The sequence below is a fragment of the Sneathiella aquimaris genome (assembly GCF_026409565.1).
Classification (GTDB): domain Bacteria; phylum Pseudomonadota; class Alphaproteobacteria; order Sneathiellales; family Sneathiellaceae; genus Sneathiella; species Sneathiella aquimaris.
The window spans coordinates 680055-700091 of sequence record NZ_CP112881.1 but is presented as its reverse complement, the minus strand read 5'-3'; the positions used below and the strand labels follow the sequence as shown (position 1 = coordinate 700091).

The following is a 20037-nucleotide window of genomic DNA, read 5'->3' as shown; positions in this document are numbered from 1 at the left end:
ATGGAACGCATCAAAGAAGCAATTTCAAAGGCCCGAAATTCACAAGGCCTGAAAGATCAAATCAAAAGTCGGGCCCAGGTCGATATTCATCGCGATGACTTCAACAACGATGAGATAACGTATCAGGAAACAAAGATTGTCCAATTGGACACCAAGCATCTTGAGAACAACCGGATCGTCACCTTTGACAGTGAAGATCCAGACTCCGTTGCCTTCGATATTCTGCGTACTCAGGTCCTGACCAAGATGAAAGAAAACAACTGGCGCACGCTGGCAATCACCAGCCCGACACCGGAATGCGGGAAAACAGTTGTTGCGCTTAACCTTGCCATGAGCATCGCCAAACAAACCGAGCATACAGCCCTCATCGTTGATTTTGACCTTCGCAAACCGCGCATATCTCAATATCTAGGGCTACCTCCCGGTAAGTCCCTATTCGATTTTCTGGAAAACAAGGCTGAAATAAAAGACATACTGGTAAATCCGGGCCTGCCAAGATTGGTTGTTTTACCAAACACAACGCCTGTCAGAAATGCAGCGGAAACGCTTACGTCTCGCCGAATAAAATCCATGGTGACAGATTTAAGAGATCGATATGAAAGCCGGGTTATCATTTTTGACCTTCCCCCGCTCATGGCAGCTGACGACGCGATGGCGTTTCTCCCGCAGGTTGATTGCGTTCTTTTGATTGTGGCAAGTGACGAGTCAACGCCTGCCGAGGTCAAAGAAAGTAGACGACAACTGCAATCGTCTAATTTGATTGGTGTTGTCTTAAATAAATCTCACGAAAAACAATCTCACTACTATTAACAAGCGGGACAAAATTACAATCAGAAGATTTATCCTGCCAAAATAATAGTGTAGCATGGCGTACCCGTCATTATTGGAAGGCAAACGGCTGTGACAAATATTGTGGAAGCGAGCTCAATGCGGTTTGATATACCCAAAATTCTGTTGGCACTTACTGTGCTTCTGGCTCTCGCCTTTTACGCTCCAGATGCGGAATTGCTTTGGACTTCGTGGATGGAATTGGAAGAGTTCAGTCACGGACCTCTAATGCTGGTTGTTTCTTTGTTTCTTTTGTGGAAACGTAAGGAGTTATTAAATACGCCGGATAACAAAGGTCGCTTCGTAGGGGTGGCAATTGTTTTCTTCTCGATTGTCATTTATGGCCTGGCAATCAAGGCTGGCATTCAAAATGCCCGTCACTTGAGTATTCTGGCGCTTTTGTTTGGTTTATTTCTCACATTTGGCGGCTTTAATTACGCCCGCTATGTTTTTCCAGCCCTTATTCTTCTGCCATTCGTTGTTCCGCCCCCCAGCTTCCTGAACTCAAATCTTTCCTATGGACTTCAGCTGTTTTCAACAGATGTCAGTGTCTTTTCACTCCGTGCCATTGGGGTGACCGTCTTTCAAGATGGCAATATCATTGATCTGGGTGAAATGAAATTGGAAGTCGCCGAGGCGTGCAGCGGGTTGCGCTACCTCTACCCTATGGTAGGGTTGGGGGCTCTTTCTGGCATGCTGTTCGATATTGCACTTTGGAAAAGAGGACTTTTTCTTGTTCTTGCCGCCGCCATATCGATCGTTATGAACAGTGTTCGAATTTTCCTGACCGGCGCTTTCGTTGAATTTACGGATATGGGCGTTTCTGAAGGCTTTTTCCATCTGTTTGAAGGATGGGTCTTCTTCCTGATTTCTTTTGTCCTCGTTCTGGGAGCGTGCTGGCTGACCCTGACAAAAAAGGAAAAATCAACGGTCGGAAATGGTGTTCTGAATGTTCGCAATATCAGAAAGCCTTCTGAAGAACCAAAACTAACGGCCCCTATTTATGGCGCTGTTATTTTATGTATTGCATTGGTCCCGCTTACGATTTACCTGAGAAACCTTGAGCCAACCATTCCTGAGCGCACCAGCTTCGCAAGTTTCCCCTTGAAGATCGGAGACCTGATAGCCGAAGAAGATCAAATCCCGGGCATCGAAGCAGAAGTTCTGCAAATGAGTGATTATTTTCTGGGCCATTACCGGGAAGCAAACCTTCCGGCCATTTCACTCTTTATTGGTTATTATGATCAACAATCAGCAGGGCGCACACCGCACTCTCCGCGGGTCTGCATTCCGTCCGGAGGCTGGGAAATCCGAGACCTTCAGACAATCGAATTAATGAAGGATGGCAGCCCTGTCCCTGTTAATCGGGTTTTGATTGGCAAAGGGGAACAAAAGCTTCTCGTCTATTACTGGTTCCAGCAACGTGGAAAATTTATTGCCAACGAATATGCTGCAAAATTCAATCTTTTACTAGGCGGATTAACCTCCTCTCGAACAGATGGTGCGCTCGTGCGACTATCAATGCCGATCTCATCAACGATGTCTGAGATTGTCGCGGATAAACGCCTGGAAGAGTTTTCGAAAAGTTTATTCCCGGTTCTGCCGAAATATATACCTGATTCTTGAGGGAGAAAATAATGGATGTCACCCGGATTGCAGCATTCTCCTCCCACAATAATGGCGGCAACCCGGCAGGAGTGGCAATGTTTGAAACACTGCCCGACGCTATGGAAATGCAAAAAATAGCGGCGGAAATCGGTTATTCGGAAACCGCCTTTCTTGAACCTCTGGCAGAGGGATGGCGCATTCGGTATTTTGCCCCCGAACAGGAGGTTGCCTTTTGCGGTCACGCAACCATCGCCAGTGCCGCCGAATTGGGACGGCGTTATGGTGCGGGCTCCTATCTTCTTCATCTAAATGATGCACAGATCTCGGTTGAAGCTTTCAAATCAAAGACCGGCGAATGGTCGGCCTCCTTAAATAGTCCGCCGACCTGGTCGACATTGGTCTCGTTCGATGAGTTTAAAACGGTGTTGGAAAACTTTAGGATCACACCCGCGGATATGGACGCTCGTTTCCCTCTTGCTGTGGCAGGGGCCGGAGCACGCCATCTCATGATCGGCCTCGCAGACCACGAACAACTCAAAACCATGTCCTATAATTTTGATATTATTAAAAACATCATGATTGAACGCGATTTGACAACGTTGAACCTTTTCTATTGTGAAAGTGACACCGTTTTCCATAGCCGAAACCCCTTTGCGTTTGGCGGGGTTTACGAAGACCCTGCAACAGGTGCCGCCGCCGCGGCTTTGGGTGGCTATTTAAGGGACGTCAGTTTTATCAAAAAAGAAACAGCCATAACCGTTCATCAGGGCGTTGACATGGGCAGCCCCTCACTTCTTCAAGTCCGTATCGATAAAGACAAAGGGCAATCGGTAACAGTGTCGGGCGAAACCCGTGTTATTGAATAAACCGTGCCTTACTTTATTGTTCTGTCATCGCCCGGTTAAAACTAAGCAGAATAGGGTTCAGGAAATAATCCAGCGCAGTCCGTTCACCGGTTGCAATCATGACATCAGCCTGCATCCCAGGACGAAGCTGATCCATCGATAGATTGCTTTGCTCAATGTTATCGATCCGAACGAGGGCCTGATAGTAAAACGCCCCGGTCCGCTCGTTTTGGATACTGTCCGCCGACACCCCGATAATTGTACCTTCAACCGGTTTGGACGTCCTTTGGCTGAAGGCGGGAAAGCGGATATGAGCGGTAGCTCCAACATGCACAATATCAATGTCTGTTGGATCAACCTGTGCTTCTACTATTAACTTCTGATCCACGGGCACGATATCCATTAGTGGCTGTCCGGAAGAAATAACGGCCCCTTTGGTAAACACTGTCAGATTGACGACAAGGCCGGTATTCGGTGCGCGAACCTCGGTTCTACCCATCACGTCGATAGACGCCCGCTCCTGCTCTTCAAGATCAAACAGCATGGATTGGACATTTTTCAACTCTGCAACCGCTTCATTGAGGACCGCATTTTGAATTTCTGTAATCTGAAGTCTAATCTCGCCTATTGCCTGCTTGGATTGTGCAATTCGAGCCACATTCTGACCGCGGTTCCCGGCTAACTCTGACGCTGTTCTCTGCAAAGCCCTTAACCGGCTCCGTTTTGCCAGCTTTTTATCGACCAGTTGTTGCACATCTGCCAATTCTTCCCGGATGAGTTTCAACTGCGTATCGCCCGCCCGTATCTGGCCTTGCAAACCCTTCATTTCTTCTTCGAGCTGCGCAATTTTTTGCTCAAGGATCGTTATTTGACCCTTCCGAGCAAGACGCCTTGCGTTGAAGATACTCACCTGTCCATCCATCGTCTTGGCAACATTTTCATTGGAACGGCGATCTTCGAGCCATTTTGGAAACGTAATATTCTCCAGATTATCTCGCTCTGCGGTAAGACGGGCCATCTCGGCCAATGCCACCATCTTACGCCCTTGAATCAGCTTTAGCGAAGCCTCCGCCTGCGTCTCGTCCAATGTCAACAGGACCTGGTTTTTCTGAACCAGATCACCATCTTTGACCAGAATATCCTGAACAATGCCACCTTCGAAATGTTGAATGGTCTTTCGGTTGCCTTCAACGCTAATGACGCCAGATGCCAGCGCCGCGCTATCTAGCGGAGCAAATGCGGCCCATCCCATAAATCCACCAAAAAAAAGCAGAAGGATTACTACACCTGCCAGTATAGGCTTGCCGACACCCATCTGATCTTTCGTCTGTTCTGCATTATTCATCAATAAGGTCACTTCTATGCTTTCGTTGGATAATCAGCCAACACCTTTTAATTTTTCCAACATTTTTTGTTTGTCGCCCGCCGAATACAATGTGTAGATTTCCTGCACTTCTGTTTCAGTAAGGCTCCGGTCCGCAAGCGACAGTATTTCCGCACGGACTTTATCTGAAATCGGCGCAATCGCAGCCTGTGGCGCGGGGGCATCACTCACTTCAGGCCTGGATCCGTCTTCTGCCGGCTCGGGACGTTGGGTGCTTTTGGCAAGGGCTTCCTTTTCCCGCACATCCGCCCGCCGTTTCATCGCCTGGAGTTTTGCGATACGTGCCGCTCGCCCCTTGTCTTCAAACTGATGAAGTTCGGCGACCTGCCCATTTCCAGTCTCGTCGGGATCGCCAGAGACAGCATCAGATTTTAACCGGCGGGGCGCAGGATCCGTTTCGCCTGCCGGACCAGTCAGGGCACGATGAGAGGGGCCCTGGAGTTTTTCGAGTATTTCATCACGCCAGCCAAAGTCATCCACTATTCCGTTGCGAAGAACGACGATTTTATCAACATGTTTCAATATATTCGGGCGATGTGCAATCACGATAATGGTCATACCCTGATCGCGTAACGTCTGCATAGCCTGCATCAATGCGTTTTCACCGACACTGTCAAGGCTGGCATTGGGTTCATCCAAAACCATAAAAGCAGGATTTCCATAGATGGCTCTTGCAAGCGCAATACGTTGCCTTTGTCCCCCGGACAACGCTGCTCCTCCATCCCCGATTTGGGTATCATATCCTTTTTCCATGCGCAGGATCATTTCATGAACCCCTGCCTTTTCTGCCGCGGCAATCACTTCGTCAGGATCACCATCCGACATTCGCGCGATATTTTCCCGAATTGTTCCTGCGAACAACTCAATATCCTGCGGCAGATACCCAATATATTGGCCCCTGTCATCGGCGGGCCATTCAGCCACGTCCATATTATCAAGCCGGGCATGACCGCTACGGGGCATCAAGTTTCCAACCAGTATCCGCGCCAATGTCGATTTTCCGGCTGCAGTTGGACCGATCAGACCCACCACTTCGCCCGGGTTAATTTTAAAGCTGACATTTCTTAGAACAGGTTCTGCACTGCCAGCATGGGCATAACTTACCGCTTCCACATCAATGGCGCCGCTGGGTCTGGGCAGGGGCATGGTTTTCTCAGCCTCCGTGTCCATCCCAATTCGCGCCTTTAACCGCGCATAGGCAGAACGGGCACCCAAAAAACCCTTCCAGGCACCAATAGCCTGCTCCACTGGGGCGAGGGCGCGCCCCATAATGATTGAACTCGCGATCATTGCACCCGGGGACATATCGCCGGCGATGACAAGCCAGGCCCCCGCACTTGAGACTGCGATTTGAAGTGTAGTCCGGAAGAATTTCGACAGGGACGAAATGATACCACCGCGATCACTGGCGCGTGCCTGCATATCCAAAGCCTTACTATTGGCTTTTTCCCACCGCGCGATGAGATTGGGCATCATCCCCATCGCCTCGATGACATCAGAATTGCGGGCTGCGGCTTCGGCCTGTCCCATCGCCAGAATAGACTGCTGGCCTGACTGATTTAATAATCGGCGTGTCGCAATTTCATTAAACAGTGCGAGCAAAAACAGAATGCCCGCGCCCGCCAATGCGATGCCCCCCAGCATAGGGTGAAGCAAAAACATGATACCCAGGAAAACCGGCGCAAAAGGCGCATCCAAAATCGGAAAAATGCCGGCGCCTGTCAGAAATCCGCGAAAGGTACTGAGATCGCGCAATCCCTGAACGCTTGGCGTTTCCCCCTTTTTAAGCGGCGAAAGAATACTCGACTTTAAAGCAAGGCTACCAATCCGCACATCAAGCCAGTTGCTTAGCCGAACCAGCACGAATGTCCGAACAGATTCCAGCGCCGACATTGTGACAAGCGCGATGATCGCGACCAGCACAAGCATGAAAAGTGTATCCGTATTTCGACTTGTTATGACCCGATCGAAGACCTGCATCATAAACAATGGCGCTGTCAGCATAAGTAAATTTATGCCAAGGCCGAACAAGGCAACAATGACAAATACCCGTTTACACCGGCTAAGGGTTTCCTGAAGGAGGGATGTTTGATTCTGTTTCAATTTTTACCTGTCTAAAACCGTGGACACTGGCAATGAGGCTCTCGAAAATCCACTTACAAGAAAAGAGCATATTCTCATCATGTCAAACCCCTACCAAAAGACCTTCTTTTTCAAACAAACGTTGCCTTTTAACAACGTTATTCCAAATAATAACGCTCGACGGCATCGTTATGTGTTTTATTCTGCTCGGAAACTCAAATATAATGGCCACTATATGAATATAGATTTAAGATGCATCGCAAATTTGGAATTTTTAAGGCCTTGGGAGACACTCGTGTTCAAAAGTAATTCAATCAAGAGACTGGCAACCTGGGTCCTTGTCGCTAGTGTTGCAGCCGTCTTATCTGCCTGCGCAACCCCGCCTGAACTATCAGGGGCCGCACCAGAAAAACTGACAACGGCACCAGACTATGTAATTGGCGCCCGGGATGAGCTTAATATTTTTGTTTGGCAAAATCCGGACTTGTCCGTGACTGTGCCAGTTCGGCCAGACGGAAAAATTTCAACGCCGCTGATTGGTGATGTTCAGGCGTCTGAAAAAACACCTTCTGTTTTGGCTGCCGATATCGCAACTAAGCTCGAAAAGTTCATTGTCGACCCTGTTGTGACTGTGTCAGTCACAAGATTTTCCGGCCCGTATAACCAGCAGGTTCGCATCGTTGGTCAAGCTGTCCAGCCTATGGCGATTTCTTTTAATGACCGCATGACATTGCTGGATGCCATGATTGCTGTCGGTGGCATGACAGAGTTTGCCGCGGGCAATCGTTCGGTTATTGTTCGTGTAGAAAACGGTGCTGAAAAATCTTACACTGTTCGTCTCGATGACCTTTTGCTGGATGGCGATGTCTCCGCGAACGTGCCCCTGCTCCCCGGTGATATTATTATCATTCCTGAAAGCTGGTTCTAGAATAGACCCAACTTAAACAGTTTATTAAAGTGAGTGGGTTCGATTGTGAAAAATGCCCGAATAAAGGGATACCCCTATAGAATGCCGACAGCACGGCTCAAAAAACGGTTATCATATTATTTGATGATGACGGTAGGGGTGTATGGAGCAAGTTTTTCGCAAGCGTTGGCTGGCGAATGGGATTTCTCACCTTTTGTTGGGGTTAGCGAACAGTTTACAGACAATGCAAGAAGCTCAACAACGAATAAAGAGAGTGATTTCATTACCTCTGTTGATCTGGGCTTTACCCTTTCTGGAGAAACACGAAGAACAGAATTGACCACTTCTTACAGTATTTCTCAGGATTACTACGCTCGCAATCACGATCTTGACGGATATCGGCAAAACTTTTTGGGAAGCGGAAGCATTGAGTTGATCGACGAGAGTTTTTTCGTTGACGCCCGGGTTACGTTTACCGAAGAAAATCTGGGCGAAACGGGAAGTACCTCTGCAACTGACCGAACGCAAGCCAGTGATCGCACCCAGGTATTTAATGGTCAGATCAGCCCTTATTATGTACAGGACTTTGGTGGCTGGGCCACGGGTGTCGCCCGCTACAGTTATTCGGAAACCATTTTTAAAGAGCCTGATGTTGGGGCGTCCACGACGGACACGCCCGATCGTAACAGCAATGAATTTCGATTAACGCTGGACAGTGGCAGGCGGTTTGCCCGCCTAAGCTGGAGTGCAGATACGGGCATCATTAAATCAGAATCTGATGATGGCGACAATTTCGAGCATTTTTCCAGCATCGGAACAGCTCAGCTTCCAATTAACCGCCTCTTTTCGATTATTGGGACTGTCGGCTATGACGATTTTGATGCCGATAATATCGACAACGCAGAAATTAGTGGCGTTTTTGGAGGCGCAGGGATACGCCTGCATCCAAGCAGCAGAACAGACGCCAGTTTTCAAATTGGCTACCGTTTTGGTGAGCCCGTTTTCGATATGGACGTTCAATACGCCCCAACCAGCGCAGATCAGCTGTCAGCTACATACCGGGTAAGCGTACAGACGGCTGACCAAAGCTTGGCCAACACACGCCTGCTGGATGACAATGGTGATCTAATAAAACCAAATTTTTCAGTCACAGATTACGTCGATGACGTCACCAAGTCCAATAACCTTGAGGTCCGCTGGACGCGCACACGCGGTCGTAATAATTACGGGTTGTCAGGAAATTATATTGAGCGGGAATTCCTGAGTGACAACACAGACGATACAACCCTGTCTATCAGCGGCAATTTCGGCCGTCGCTTAACGCCTCGGGCGGACGTGTCCCTGACAACGGGATACTCAGAAACGCTGGACACGCGCACATCTGGCTCTGGCGAAATAAGCTATGAAGTAGGTGCCACCTATTCCTACGATTTCGGCAGAGGCTTTACAGGGAACGTTTCGTACAATTTCCTCAATCGAGACAACAAAGTGGGCGAAGACCTCACTGAAAACGCCCTATCCGTGTCTTTCAGGAAAAATTTCTAAGCCGTTATTGCTGATACTCCACAGCACCAACGTCAACCCCTTTACCGGAGGGTCTCGGATTGCCAAAGAAATCTTCTGTCACTTCCGGAAATGGATATCCGGCGTCAATAGCCCGGTTTCCAGGTGTTAGACGATTATTTTTTTTAAAGGCGCAACAACGAAATTGCTGCAAAAACACAGCTGATAATAACGAATTCGGCGCCAACAACGGCAGCGTTAAGCAAACTTCCAACTGAATTGTCTACGCATCGATAAATCTCAATTTCTCAGTTCTGTAATTTTGATAGCAATAATTTGGCGAGGTCTTTGTCCCGAATAACAAGGGCAGGCCCATCGCCATCATCGTTTACGCTCAGTTCATTGGGACTGATCGACGAATTAGGAGGAGGAGGCGCAGGTTGTTCTTCACCCATCTTGAAAACCCCATGCTCTTTCTTGTCTGCAATCACCTCATCCACAATCGCGCTATCAATTTGATCCGCCATTTGAGCGAAGCCATAAACCAGGCTCGTGTCACTGAGAATATTAATAATACGAGGGATACCACGGCTGGCTTCAAAGATCCGCTCGCAAGCAAGATCCGTAAAAAGGGGCTCGTGCCGACCCGCAACTTCCAAACGGTGATTAATATACTCTTTGACATCCTCTTGTGTCAGCGGCACCAGATGGAAATCTGACGCTACACGTTGTGCAAACTGTGTTAGCTCTGGTGCTTGCAGTAAGGTCTTGAGCTGCGGCTGTCCGACGAGAATAAGCTGTAAAAGCTGATCGCAATCCGCATTTATGTTGGAAAGCAACCGCAGTTGCTCAAGCAGCTTAGGACCCAGATTTTGGGCCTCATCCACAATCAGGATTGTTCTTTTGCCATGGGCATATTGATCAATTAGGAATTTTTGCAGTTGATCGTGAAGGGCCACATGAGATTTATTCTCATACGGTTGGTCAAATGCCGAAAGAACCCATTCCAACAGGTTTCCATCTTGAATGTTGGATACCAACCCAACTTTGTATTCCTGATCCAAGCGATTAAGTAAATGTCGAATGAGAGTTGTCTTGCCGCATCCGATCTCTCCGGAGATAACCGTAAAACCGGCATGGTTCATCACGCCATATTCGAGCATCGCATAGGCAAGCGAATGGGTCCGGCCCCAATAGATATAATCGGGATCGGGCTGAATAGAAAACGGCTTCTGTGCCAGCCCATAAAACTCTTCATACATGTGTTAAACCACTTGCCAATTTGATATCGAGACATACCTGTCGGAGGGGAGGCGTCTTTCCTCCCCTGTTATATAGGCCATACGTTAATAAATAACGACTGGTGTTTCCAATATCAGGACGCTTTCAATGATTTCAATTGCGCGTCGACATCTTCCATTCCCGGAATCGAGTTTCCTTGTGTCAACTCCAACGCTTTGCTCAATTCTTCGATTGCGCGCCCTTTGTTACCGGCGGCCTTGTAGGACATGCCTAAATGGTAGCGCATCAACGCAAAATTCGGCAGCCCTTTTACAGCATCTTCGAGTAATGGAGTGGCAAGCTCATATTCGCCCAGTTGGTAGTGAATCCAGCCCAACGTGTCCTTAAAGTGCGGAACAGGAGAGCTTCTAAAGCGCTTCGCATAGGAATAGGCCCGTCGTAAATTGGCTTCATCTGAATAAACAGTAGAGATCAAACTCGCAAGATTGTTCACCACAACATCAGAATTAGGAAGCCGTTTCAAAACATCCTCATAAACCGCGATCGCGTCTTCATATTGTTGGGCCTGCTCAAACATACCGGCCTGCGCCATCTGCAGAGGGAAACTTTCTGGCAGTTCTTTTAAACCCTCTTCAAGCACAGATTTCGCAGTCTCCACGTCCTTTTTGCGCATATAATGCGTAAAAAGAATGTAGTGGGCTGATTGTGCTTTTGGATTTTCGGCAATAACTTTTTTGTATTCTGCAATGGCCGCCGCCTCATCCCCCGAGACGTTCAAAGTCTGGGCGTATAAAAGCCGAGCAGGAACATTTTCAGGAGACGCCGCAATCACTTCTTTCAACGTCGACAACGCTTTTTCTATATTGCCCTGATTAATATGCAGCCGCACCAAAGCAACAAGAGTATTCACTCCATTAGGCGCATTCTTATGGGCTTTTTCAAATGCTTCCAGACTTTTTTCCATATCATTCTGTCCCGCAAAAGAGCGAGCCAAAATCTGATCGGAAAGAATATTCTCCTTATTAATTGACCGAAGACGTTCTGCGATTTCTTCAGCCCCCTTCCAATCCTTTCTGATCAATTTCACCTGAGCAAGATTGGTCAGCAATGGCTGGTTATTCGGTGTCCTTTTCAGCGCCCGTTCAAGAATTTCTTCCGCGCGGTCATATTCTGTCCGCCTGTTCAAGAACTGCGCATATTGTAAAGACGCCTGAGGCGCCGCGTTCGCCATTTTATAGGCAGCATCAAACCTGTCTTCGGCAAGTTCAATTGCGCCTGTCAACTCATGCCCGCGCGCGAGTAACAATGTTGCTTTGACGGAGTCAGGCTGTTCCCGAAGGGCAGATCGCAAATCAGTGATGGCATTTTCCACGTCCCCATTATCGATCCGCATCGCCGCCCGCAACATCAACGCCACCACATTGCGATTGTCTTTAGCCAGAACCTCTTCAACCAACACCATAGAGCCAGCCTGATCCCCTTCACGCATCAGGATTTCGGCCATTTTCGTACGGCCACTTAGTCCGTCATCCTCTAAACCCGCTTTATCAATGACGTTTCGCAACAGCGCTTTTGCCCCGTCAACATCACGTTCCTGAAGCAATAATTCTGCCAATGCAAATTGCAAAATATAATTGTCTGGCTCTTCAGCAATCATTTTCTCCAGTTCTTTACGGGCCAGCTCACTCCCCCCAACGGAGCGCATATACCGAACAATGTTCAGCTTCGCCGTTTCGTCTTCTGGATTTTCTTCCGCAATCGCCCGGATTTCTGCTTCCGCTTTTTTCGTGTCTCCCTGCTTCAGATAAAAACGGGTAAGGTTATTTCGAAAGTTAACTTCATCCGGATTTGCCCGAATTAGATCCCGAAAAACGGTCTCGATACCAGCGGCATCTCCTTTTTTCTCAAACGCCTGCATCTTGGCCAATTGCAGAGGGATATTGTCATTGTTCAGCTCAAGGCTTTTGTCGATAATTGCTAGTGCGTCATCCAGACGATTTTCCGTAATCGCGTTCACCGCAATAATCAGCGTCGCTTCAACATGCCCGGGCTCAATTTCCAAAGCCTTACGAGCGGCAGTAACAGCCTCATCGGTTTTTTTCTGACGGAACAGAACTGCTGCCTTTAATGACCAGACATCCGCTTTTTCCGGGGCAAGGCGTAACACCAGTTCACTTTTGGTTTCTGCTTCCTCCATACGACCAGAGAAAAGTAATATCTTTGCCAGGCGGACATGGGCGTTGACATGCTGGGAATCCAGCTCGATCGTCTTGTAAAGGTCACCGGCATATTCCCGGAATTTACCTTCTTTTTCCTCAACAAGCCCGAGATAGTACCAGGCATCAGCGAGATTACCGTTTAATTGCAATGCATTGCGGAACTCCAGTCCCGCTTTGACATAATTCTCTTCTTTGAAAAGCTGCTTCCCGTTTTCATAGTGAGATTGCGCTTTTTCCTCCGGAGAGTCGCAAGCAGCAAGTGCAAACATTGCCACGCCAACCAGTAAAGAGGTCAAGAGTGAACGGAACGGTTTCTTATTTTGAATTCTGGTCATGTGCCCTAGTCGCCTTTTAGCCGTGTATCGAGTATCGAGTATCGAGTATCAATAAGCTCTACCGCAAACCCCTTTTGCGCTAAAACTTCCCCATGTAATCAACTGCTAAGTAACCACTATAATATAAAGACATCGTAAACATTACACAAATCCACAGGAGAATGCGCTTTAAAAGATATTAAGAAAAACGGGTTACACACAAGAAGAGACAGGATCCTCCCTTCCTAGCAGATAATATTCTATTTGTTGGTGGGCTTCTTCACATTACAGAACGGAATACCTGTTCCGCTTTTGACGCCCAAGTATGGTCTTTCACTCTGTTTCGCCGGCTCTCTGCATCTCCAGGTGCTTTCAGATACTTACGTACTTCTTCGACAAAGTCCGCTTCTGTCCGGGCCACGGCAATATGATCTTTGAAAAATTCAACCTCGGGAAAATAAGTACTAACGACGGGTCGACCGACGGCCAGATACTCTTTCATCTTAACAGGGTTGCAAGCCTTTATCCAATCACTCTGATTCCAAGGCATAATCAAAATGTCGCTTGCAGCCATGTATTCAGCAACCTTTTCATAAGGTCTCTGGCCCAGAAAATAAACATTTTCAAGTGGACACCAGTTTTCCGGCAACGAGCAGGCGCCGATCATGATAAAAGAAACGTCCGGCAACGCAACAGCGACATCAATAAACAACTGAGGATCAAAAGTATGAGCATCGATCCCACCAATAAAACCAACGCGCGGATGGGAGATCCCCGCTAAGTCCTCAGGTTCAGTTTTAAAGGTATCATACGCGACGCCGGCTTTTTCGAAATGGTCAAAATCTACACCGTGATCTACAAATAATGATCCCGGATTCTGAGTCTTCTCTGCCTCAAAAAGTTCCCTCGCACAAAATAGAACGGTATCGGCCCTTTGTTTCAAAAGGACGTCAAACTCCTTAATTCGGCGAGGATTTACACCTGCAAAATCCTCAAAGCGGTCTGTTCTTTGGTAGACGACCTTTATAGGATTAAGACTATCGACAACGATCTGAGCCGGGGGACAAGCCACCCAGACAAGTGGACGTTTAATACCGGAGCGCCACGCAGCATATTTAACCTGCAACGCTAAAGTCCACTTGGCGATCAGCGCACTGAACCAACCGCTTCCTCCGCCGGGAAGTGTGGCCGGACTAAAAACTGAGAAATTTTCCCGGACAGGCACCAGTCCTCGAAAGAGACTCTTAAGTTTACGCTTAACCCGCGTTAAGAACATAGCCCCTTCACCAACTTTCGGCGCCTTCATACCAATTGAATTCACATACAATACCGGGACGCGGCGGCTGAACTCGCGCATCATCTGCAAATCATAGTGACCACGATTATGATACCACCAGTCAACGCCACCAAAGCAGATGACGCCATCAAATTGGGCGGTGCTTTGAGGGCTCTTCTCAGGTGACGGCTGTTCTATTCTGTTCATGGATTACTCAGCTCTGAATAAAGTGGCGCACGGTATCAATGAGCTTCGGATCAGCAAACTCGCTTACCTCTTCTCCCCCTGTGTCGTCGGATGACAGACTTAGCAAAGCGTCAACAGCACTGGCAAGCGCACTTTCTTCCTTTGCCACACGAACGCCAGCCCGGTTTTGAAATTGTTCTGCTGTCGCTAATTGGTGATCGTTACGATGCTCACCCAATTTTGCAAACCGCGGCATTATGACGATCGGTTTTGCGTTGGTCAGTGCCGAAATTATAGAGCCCATACCCGCATGGGCGACAGCAATCTTGGATTGTCCAAATCGGATTGCAAATTCATCAGGCTCAACAAATTTTTGCCACTCGAAGAATTGCGGATAATATCCATCGGCCCCGGGGTCTGCAATCTGCCCGAACACGTCCTGCTGGGGATTACGTTTCGCCCAATCATCCATCGCCCGAACAAGTCGGTCAAAGGGCAACTGGGTTCCAACCGTCAGGAAAATCATATGACACTCCCGGCATAGTTTGGTTTTTCAGATTCTTCGCCGGACAACTGCTCCCATTGGGTGAGCCAAAGGTCCGCGGCGGACCTTACTTTTTGTCCAGACAAAGACAGTTCTTCCGCATTGGCAATGCTGTCCACCCAGATAGTTTTTGCACCAAAAATCTTACCGAATTTCAACGCGAAAAAACCCGGAGCAGCGCCCGTTGATATTATTACGTCCGGACGCAACCGAACGAGCAAAAAGAAAATCTCCAGGATCTGACGGATTAATCTCAACTTCTGCCACCGGTTTGCATCGGTAACGGTGTAATAGCCCGGCTCACTCTGCTGGCGTTTTTTCGCATCGGCCTGCACCTGAGCCAAATACCCGGATTTGGTTGTCACATAGCTCACCTGGCACCCATCCCAAGCCGGCCGCATACGCTGCAACTGCACCCAATGCCCCCCGGCTGACGCAATAGCCAAAACGTGCTTTTTATTCAAAATACACCCCTCCCGATACAATCAACTTTTCTTTCAGATATCATTAGCTGATTCTTGTAAAGAAACGATGTGTAACATGTTTCAAATTCCTAATTGCTACGTCGCGCACTTTGATATCGATAATGAGCAGTGTAGCGATCGCCAAAGCACCTGACCCGCCAACCGATAGAATGAAACGTATAATCCAGTCCCATTCTGAAGGAACAAAGTTATGCGCTAGTGCATACCCCAAACCTGTACCCGCAACAAACGACGTCAGAGGCCCCAACAACAATTTACCTAGAAAACTCGCCTTAAAGCCCACAGCCCAAATTATTACAAATAAGTTTACTGGAACGTTAATTAGCAGAAAAACAAGGGCTCGCGCACCGGATACTGCCGCCAGCTGGAACTGAACAGATTCAGATTGCACATAATAAGCAACAATAACAAACGAACAGACGCTTGTCGCTGCAGTGCCCCAAGTAACAGCGGCCCCGATCCCCGGACGACCAATTGCCTGCAACAAATGAGGGGTCAAAAGCGAAAAGGACTGCAAAGCTCCAACGACGCATAAAAGCATCAAACCGATCCAGGCAATAGCCCATTCCGGCCCCAATACTTCCAAAACAAGAGGCGCATTTCCCGCCAGTACTCCTAAAACAGGAAAAGAAAGTGCAGTACTCAATCGAATACATTGCTCAATAATCTGCTTTAATTTCACCTCATCATTCTGATGCCGGGATGCGAACGGCAATAAAAACGACGCAATAGACCTTGATAGAATAGACGTGATGATCTGAACCATTCGGTCTGTAATTCGATAGAGCGCAATCAAAACCGGTCCGAACAGAATGCCGAGCAGGATGGCTTCTGAACGAGATTGGGCAAATCCACCGAGTTCATTGAGAAAAGCGCCCCGTGCGAAGGGAAGAACGTCAATCAGATGTTTTCTGGAAAATCGGAAATGTGGTCTGAAGCGAGAGAAAAACCAAACAAGGCATAGCAAAACGATCTCTAATATCCATTGCTGAACGACAAGTGCCCAAACGCCGTATCCTGATAATCCAAGATAAATACCCCCAATGCCACCACAAAGAGAGCCCAAAACCATAGCGATTGTAGTGTGCTTAAAATCTAAGTGTCTTAACAATAATCCTCGAGGAACGATTGCCAAACCTTTGATCAGGACCAATGGGGCAAGAGCCATAATAACAGGCGCAACGTCAGGAGTGCGGTTCACACCCGCCCAGAAATCAGCCATTAAAGCTGCCAGGCAAGCCATCAACACGCACCAACAAGAACTCAACCAGAATACCGTGTCGACATGCTCTTCTTCCAGAACGTCTCTTTGAATAAGAACAGTAATAAAAAACTGCCCGCCCAAAATCTGTAAGAAAAACAAAAATATGCTGGCAATAGCAACAATACCGAAATTCTCAGGACCAAGGATAGCGGCAAGCACAAACATTAAGCCTGCATTGATCCCCAGAGATGAAATATTCATCACAAAGGACCAACTAAGAGCTTTTCCTGACTCAATCGACATTACAGTTTAGCCCGAATCCAAAAGGACCATAGAGGGGCATTTTTTTTAAAAATTTTGGGAGAGATTTTTAAAAACCAAACCCGATAATATAGAAAATTGAGACCATCATACAATTTTTGGTAAATTTTCGTTTTTGCTTTTGCAACGATCGAATTCCGAGCAATCAGCAAACGCATCATTTGATACTCTTTACCGCCAATTGAAACTTTGTAGTCGTAATGCCCGGGCCCTGTTTCCTCTATTCGTTTTCCTTCTTCAATAAGCAATTGTAGAATCTTGACGTAACCTAACCGACCTAGACCAAATTTTTTTAATTTTGGATCTGTATCTCTCGCGGTTAACCGATTATGGGACGTTTTGCCAAACTCATAGCTATAGCCTATCGAGAGCGGGCGCCCTTCAGTTGATAGCTCATAAAATTTGACCTTTCCTTTTTGACTGAATTTTCGAATTAACGCTCGATTAAATTCCAAACTTTGCGGCCAGTCTCCAAAATGACCAAGTTTTCCTTGCTCATTCCATAATTTGGTATGCAACTCGACAAATGTGTCAAAATATTCGTTGGCCTCTGGTCCGTCGATGGCCCGGTTTACAACATCAAAGTTTTTGGAAAGTAGGCGCTCTTCATATCGAATTTTCTTCCCCTTACTTTTTCCCAAAGATCCAAGATATTGATCATAACTCTCTGGAAGCTCAAACAGAGTGTGAAGACCTATATTTGATATTTCCATCTTCCATGCGTGACCGGATTGAGCTGGTTCTGAGGCTAAAAATTGACTAAATCCTGACTGCCCTGATAACGGAGACATAGATATGCAATCGCAACAATTTTCTTCTGTCAAATACTCGGTCACACTCTCTAAAACCTGTTTTTCAAAACCAGGTGAAATTGCAAGATTAAAGACCGCAATCGTTCCATATGCCCCAAGTAATCGAGCGAGACGAATTGAAAATGGACCAAAACCAAGTTTATCAACACCCAACGGCACTGCCGCGACCACTTGGTCATCACAATATACTAGAAAACAGTAAATTTTAGAGTTTGCTCCGTAGAACTCCAGCCATGTTTGAAGCCAGTCGATGGTAAAATATATATCACTGCCGTTTTTCTCGACAAATCCATCCCATTGCGAACTATATGCCTGCAAATCCGAACAGGATCTCAGTACTTTCACCGACAAACCAGTGTTCGACTTTATTCCCAGCAAATTGATATCTTTATCCATCAACTTACACCGGTTCCTTGGAAAACAAATGGAATTGTATTGCTTTAAGCGCAAGAGAAGCGTTCCCTCTAAACCGGTGGTTCGCCGATAACAATGATAAGAGGCCGAAACTCAATACCCTTGTTGACATTGCAGCCAGATACAGAAATTTTACTAATATATACCCTGACAAGCCGTAGTGCTTACGCACATAAATAAGTTGGCTTTTTTGCAATTGGATATACATTTTGGGGCGAATTTGATAGGTGCTTTTATTCCCGCCGTCCCGATGAATGATTTTTGCAATAGGAGTAAAAACGCACCGATATCCGCCTTTTCGAATCCGGCGGCACCAATCGGCCTCTTCAGAGTAAACAAAGAAAGCGTCATCCATTGACCCGATATCATCAATCACTGTTTTTGGCACCATCATAAACATCCCGGAGACAACGTCGACATCCATTTCTGACCGCCGATCCCACCATGAATATTCTGGCTTACCCAGGAATTTTCTCAAGATCGTCAGCCTGTGAAGTCCAGTTTGAACAAGAAAAATGTTCCAAGGGCCAGGGTCGCTAAAGCAGGTTCTTTGAATTACGTCCTCGGCTTCATAAACCTGGCATCCACCACATCCTACCGTTCTATCTTTCTTCATCCATTCAAGCATCTGATCTATGGCATCACCGACAATGAGCGTGTCCGGGTTTAACAATAGAATATAGTCACCCTTGGATATCTCGATCCCCTGATTATTTGCCGCCGCAAAACCTATATTATCATCATTGGCTATAATACAGACGTCCGAAAATTCAGCAGATATCGCTTCGACAGTTCCGTCACCGCTGGCGTTGTCAATGACAATCACCTCACACGTCGCCTTTGTCTGCGCCAAAACACTTCTGACGCAATCCAAAACCATTTCTTTTACATTCCAGCTAACAATAATGACGGACACTTCCGGATTCATTTTTATTACTTTCAAAAATTTGCCATTAAAAAAACAAAGCCAAATACGATTTTCTAAACGTCTCTTTTGTTCGTTTTCTATAAAAACCTTATCAAAGTAAATGCGTTAATGACTTTAATTTCACCTTAACGTTCGGAAAATAAATGAAACAATTCGTAATAAATTGTTGATGCTTTCATTCTATTAAATGAAACGTGATAGGATGTCAGTATATTATAAGCTGTACCAAAATTTACTCGTTATCATTCGCTTTCAACGGAGAACAAAAGAGTTGGCCACGCAAAAACAAAAAGTTATTTTACTCAAGTCTGCCTGGAAAAAAGGTTGGCTTCCGTTTTTGCGCCAGTTCATCCGATCAGTTCGCGACACCTTGTTCAGCAAGCATCATTACATCTATTCCCTCGACATTTCCAACATGGATTACAAAGACAAATCTGCGTTTCCAGGCCTCAAATTTCGCGTAATCCTAAATTGGGAAGACTTGGACGCTGAGGTTTTAGCGAGATTGAGAGATGAGCAAGAGTCTCTTGGTTGGGGTGACTTTGGCTGGCTCACGGATCTCGAGTATCAACTAATTGTTGGAGAAATTGACGGAAAAACAGCAGGATTGGGCTGGCTCAGAAACAATCAACAAGCGCGTGATTTCTTTGTACCGCTTCCTGACAATGCTGAACTTGTGTGGCAAACAACAGTTTTTCCTGAATATCGCGGTAAAAAGCTTTTCGACAAGTTTTTATGGCAATTGATGATCCACCGGGCTCAATTTGGAACTACGCTCTTTTTCGTAAACTGTAGAGATTACAACACAACCACACAATCCTCGCTTGCACGAATGGGGTGGAGCTATCTTGGATATGTGGCAGAGTATAAGCGCTCTGGTAAACGGCAAACGAATTTATTGAAAGCTCCAGTGCCAGCTCAGGAAATCCTATAAA

Annotated in this window: 17 protein-coding genes; 6 read left to right on the top strand and 11 right to left on the bottom strand. The window is 46.9% G+C overall.

Going from position 1 to position 20037, the window contains the following annotated elements:
• From OIR97_RS03145 to OIR97_RS03135, 3 genes are all read left to right on the top strand, one after another.
• Positions 1-810: a CpsD/CapB family tyrosine-protein kinase gene (locus OIR97_RS03145; protein WP_169546222.1), complete on the top strand. Its 810-nt coding sequence runs from the start codon at positions 1-3 to the stop codon at positions 808-810.
• A 90-nt stretch (positions 811-900) separates the two neighbouring features.
• Complete coding sequence (gene xrtD, locus OIR97_RS03140; protein WP_169546221.1) at positions 901-2454, top strand: VPLPA-CTERM-specific exosortase XrtD; 1554 nt, start codon at positions 901-903, stop codon at positions 2452-2454.
• Between the two features lie 11 nt (positions 2455-2465).
• Entirely contained in the window at positions 2466-3302 is an 837-nt protein-coding gene (locus OIR97_RS03135; RefSeq protein WP_169546220.1) for a PhzF family phenazine biosynthesis protein, read from the top strand.
• 13 nt (positions 3303-3315) lie between these two features.
• Here the strand turns inward: OIR97_RS03135 and OIR97_RS03130 are convergent, their stop codons facing one another.
• Together OIR97_RS03130 and OIR97_RS03125 are read right to left on the bottom strand one after the other, a co-directional pair.
• Positions 3316-4626 carry an HlyD family type I secretion periplasmic adaptor subunit gene (locus OIR97_RS03130; RefSeq protein WP_169546219.1) on the bottom strand — a complete coding sequence of 437 codons (1311 nt, stop codon included), beginning with the start codon at positions 4624-4626 and terminating at the stop codon, positions 3316-3318.
• A gap of 33 nt (positions 4627-4659) precedes the next feature.
• Positions 4660-6768: a type I secretion system permease/ATPase gene (locus OIR97_RS03125; protein ID WP_169546218.1), complete on the bottom strand. Its 2109-nt coding sequence runs from the start codon at positions 6766-6768 to the stop codon at positions 4660-4662.
• A gap of 274 nt (positions 6769-7042) precedes the next feature.
• Between OIR97_RS03125 and OIR97_RS03120 the strand changes: the two genes are divergently transcribed.
• Entirely contained in the window at positions 7043-7675 is a 633-nt protein-coding gene (locus OIR97_RS03120) for an XrtA/PEP-CTERM system exopolysaccharide export protein (protein ID WP_219821770.1), read from the top strand.
• Between the two features lie 81 nt (positions 7676-7756).
• On the top strand, positions 7757-9199 hold the full coding sequence (locus OIR97_RS03115) for a TIGR03016 family PEP-CTERM system-associated outer membrane protein (protein ID WP_169546216.1): 1443 nt from the start codon (positions 7757-7759) through the stop codon (positions 9197-9199).
• A 4-nt stretch (positions 9200-9203) separates the two neighbouring features.
• Here OIR97_RS03115 and OIR97_RS18765 read toward each other — a convergent pair whose 3' ends face one another.
• The 9 genes from OIR97_RS18765 to OIR97_RS03075 form a co-directional block, all read right to left on the bottom strand.
• Entirely contained in the window at positions 9204-9281 is a 78-nt protein-coding gene (locus OIR97_RS18765) for a choice-of-anchor Q domain-containing protein (RefSeq protein WP_407696693.1), read from the bottom strand.
• Positions 9282-9465: 184 nt separating this feature from the next.
• Complete coding sequence (locus tag OIR97_RS03110) at positions 9466-10419, bottom strand: ExeA family protein (protein ID WP_169546215.1); 954 nt, start codon at positions 10417-10419, stop codon at positions 9466-9468.
• Between the two features lie 113 nt (positions 10420-10532).
• The gene (locus tag OIR97_RS03105; RefSeq protein ID WP_169546214.1) at positions 10533-12953 is read right to left on the bottom strand and encodes a tetratricopeptide repeat protein; all 2421 of its coding nucleotides are present in this window, start codon (positions 12951-12953) and stop codon (positions 10533-10535) included.
• Between the two features lie 259 nt (positions 12954-13212).
• Positions 13213-14415 (bottom strand): glycosyltransferase family protein, encoded by a 1203-nt coding sequence (locus OIR97_RS03100; RefSeq protein WP_169546213.1) that lies wholly within the window; start codon positions 14413-14415, stop codon positions 13213-13215.
• A gap of 7 nt (positions 14416-14422) precedes the next feature.
• Entirely contained in the window at positions 14423-14920 is a 498-nt protein-coding gene (locus tag OIR97_RS03095; RefSeq protein WP_169546212.1) for a glycosyltransferase, read from the bottom strand.
• A complete protein-coding gene (locus tag OIR97_RS03090) occupies positions 14917-15402 on the bottom strand; it encodes a hypothetical protein (RefSeq protein WP_219821769.1) in 486 nt (161 codons plus the stop codon). The genes OIR97_RS03095 and OIR97_RS03090 overlap by 4 nt, the downstream gene beginning before the upstream one ends.
• A gap of 43 nt (positions 15403-15445) precedes the next feature.
• Complete coding sequence (locus OIR97_RS03085) at positions 15446-16930, bottom strand: oligosaccharide flippase family protein (RefSeq protein ID WP_169546211.1); 1485 nt, start codon at positions 16928-16930, stop codon at positions 15446-15448.
• Complete coding sequence (locus tag OIR97_RS03080; RefSeq protein ID WP_169546210.1) at positions 16930-18156, bottom strand: GNAT family N-acetyltransferase; 1227 nt, start codon at positions 18154-18156, stop codon at positions 16930-16932. The genes OIR97_RS03085 and OIR97_RS03080 overlap by 1 nt, the downstream gene beginning before the upstream one ends.
• 4 nt (positions 18157-18160) lie before the next feature.
• Complete coding sequence (locus OIR97_RS03075) at positions 18161-19102, bottom strand: glycosyltransferase family 2 protein (RefSeq protein ID WP_169546209.1); 942 nt, start codon at positions 19100-19102, stop codon at positions 18161-18163.
• Between the two features lie 271 nt (positions 19103-19373).
• Here OIR97_RS03075 and OIR97_RS03070 point away from each other — a divergent pair, with 271 nt between their 5' ends.
• Positions 19374-20036, top strand: a complete 663-nt coding sequence (locus tag OIR97_RS03070) for a hypothetical protein (RefSeq protein WP_169546208.1) — start codon at positions 19374-19376, stop codon at positions 20034-20036.
• Position 20037: the final 1 nt, after the last annotated feature.

What these genes read in the sequence shown, in the direction of transcription:
- OIR97_RS03145 (WP_169546222.1), top strand. Translation starts at nt 1, where the DNA reads ATGGAACGCATCAAAGAAGCAATTTCAAAGGCCCGAAATTCACAAGGC.
- OIR97_RS03135 (WP_169546220.1), top strand. Translation starts at nt 2,466, where the DNA reads ATGGATGTCACCCGGATTGCAGCATTCTCCTCCCACAATAATGGCGGC.
- OIR97_RS03130 (WP_169546219.1), bottom strand. Translation starts at nt 4,626, where the DNA reads ATGAATAATGCAGAACAGACGAAAGATCAGATGGGTGTCGGCAAGCCT.
- OIR97_RS03115 (WP_169546216.1), top strand. Translation starts at nt 7,757, where the DNA reads ATGCCGACAGCACGGCTCAAAAAACGGTTATCATATTATTTGATGATG.
- OIR97_RS03110 (WP_169546215.1), bottom strand. Translation starts at nt 10,419, where the DNA reads ATGTATGAAGAGTTTTATGGGCTGGCACAGAAGCCGTTTTCTATTCAG.
- OIR97_RS03105 (WP_169546214.1), bottom strand. Translation starts at nt 12,953, where the DNA reads ATGACCAGAATTCAAAATAAGAAACCGTTCCGTTCACTCTTGACCTCT.
- OIR97_RS03100 (WP_169546213.1), bottom strand. Translation starts at nt 14,415, where the DNA reads ATGAACAGAATAGAACAGCCGTCACCTGAGAAGAGCCCTCAAAGCACC.
- OIR97_RS03095 (WP_169546212.1), bottom strand. Translation starts at nt 14,920, where the DNA reads ATGATTTTCCTGACGGTTGGAACCCAGTTGCCCTTTGACCGACTTGTT.
- OIR97_RS03085 (WP_169546211.1), bottom strand. Translation starts at nt 16,930, where the DNA reads ATGTCGATTGAGTCAGGAAAAGCTCTTAGTTGGTCCTTTGTGATGAAT.
- OIR97_RS03080 (WP_169546210.1), bottom strand. Translation starts at nt 18,156, where the DNA reads ATGGATAAAGATATCAATTTGCTGGGAATAAAGTCGAACACTGGTTTG.
- OIR97_RS03075 (WP_169546209.1), bottom strand. Translation starts at nt 19,102, where the DNA reads ATGAATCCGGAAGTGTCCGTCATTATTGTTAGCTGGAATGTAAAAGAA.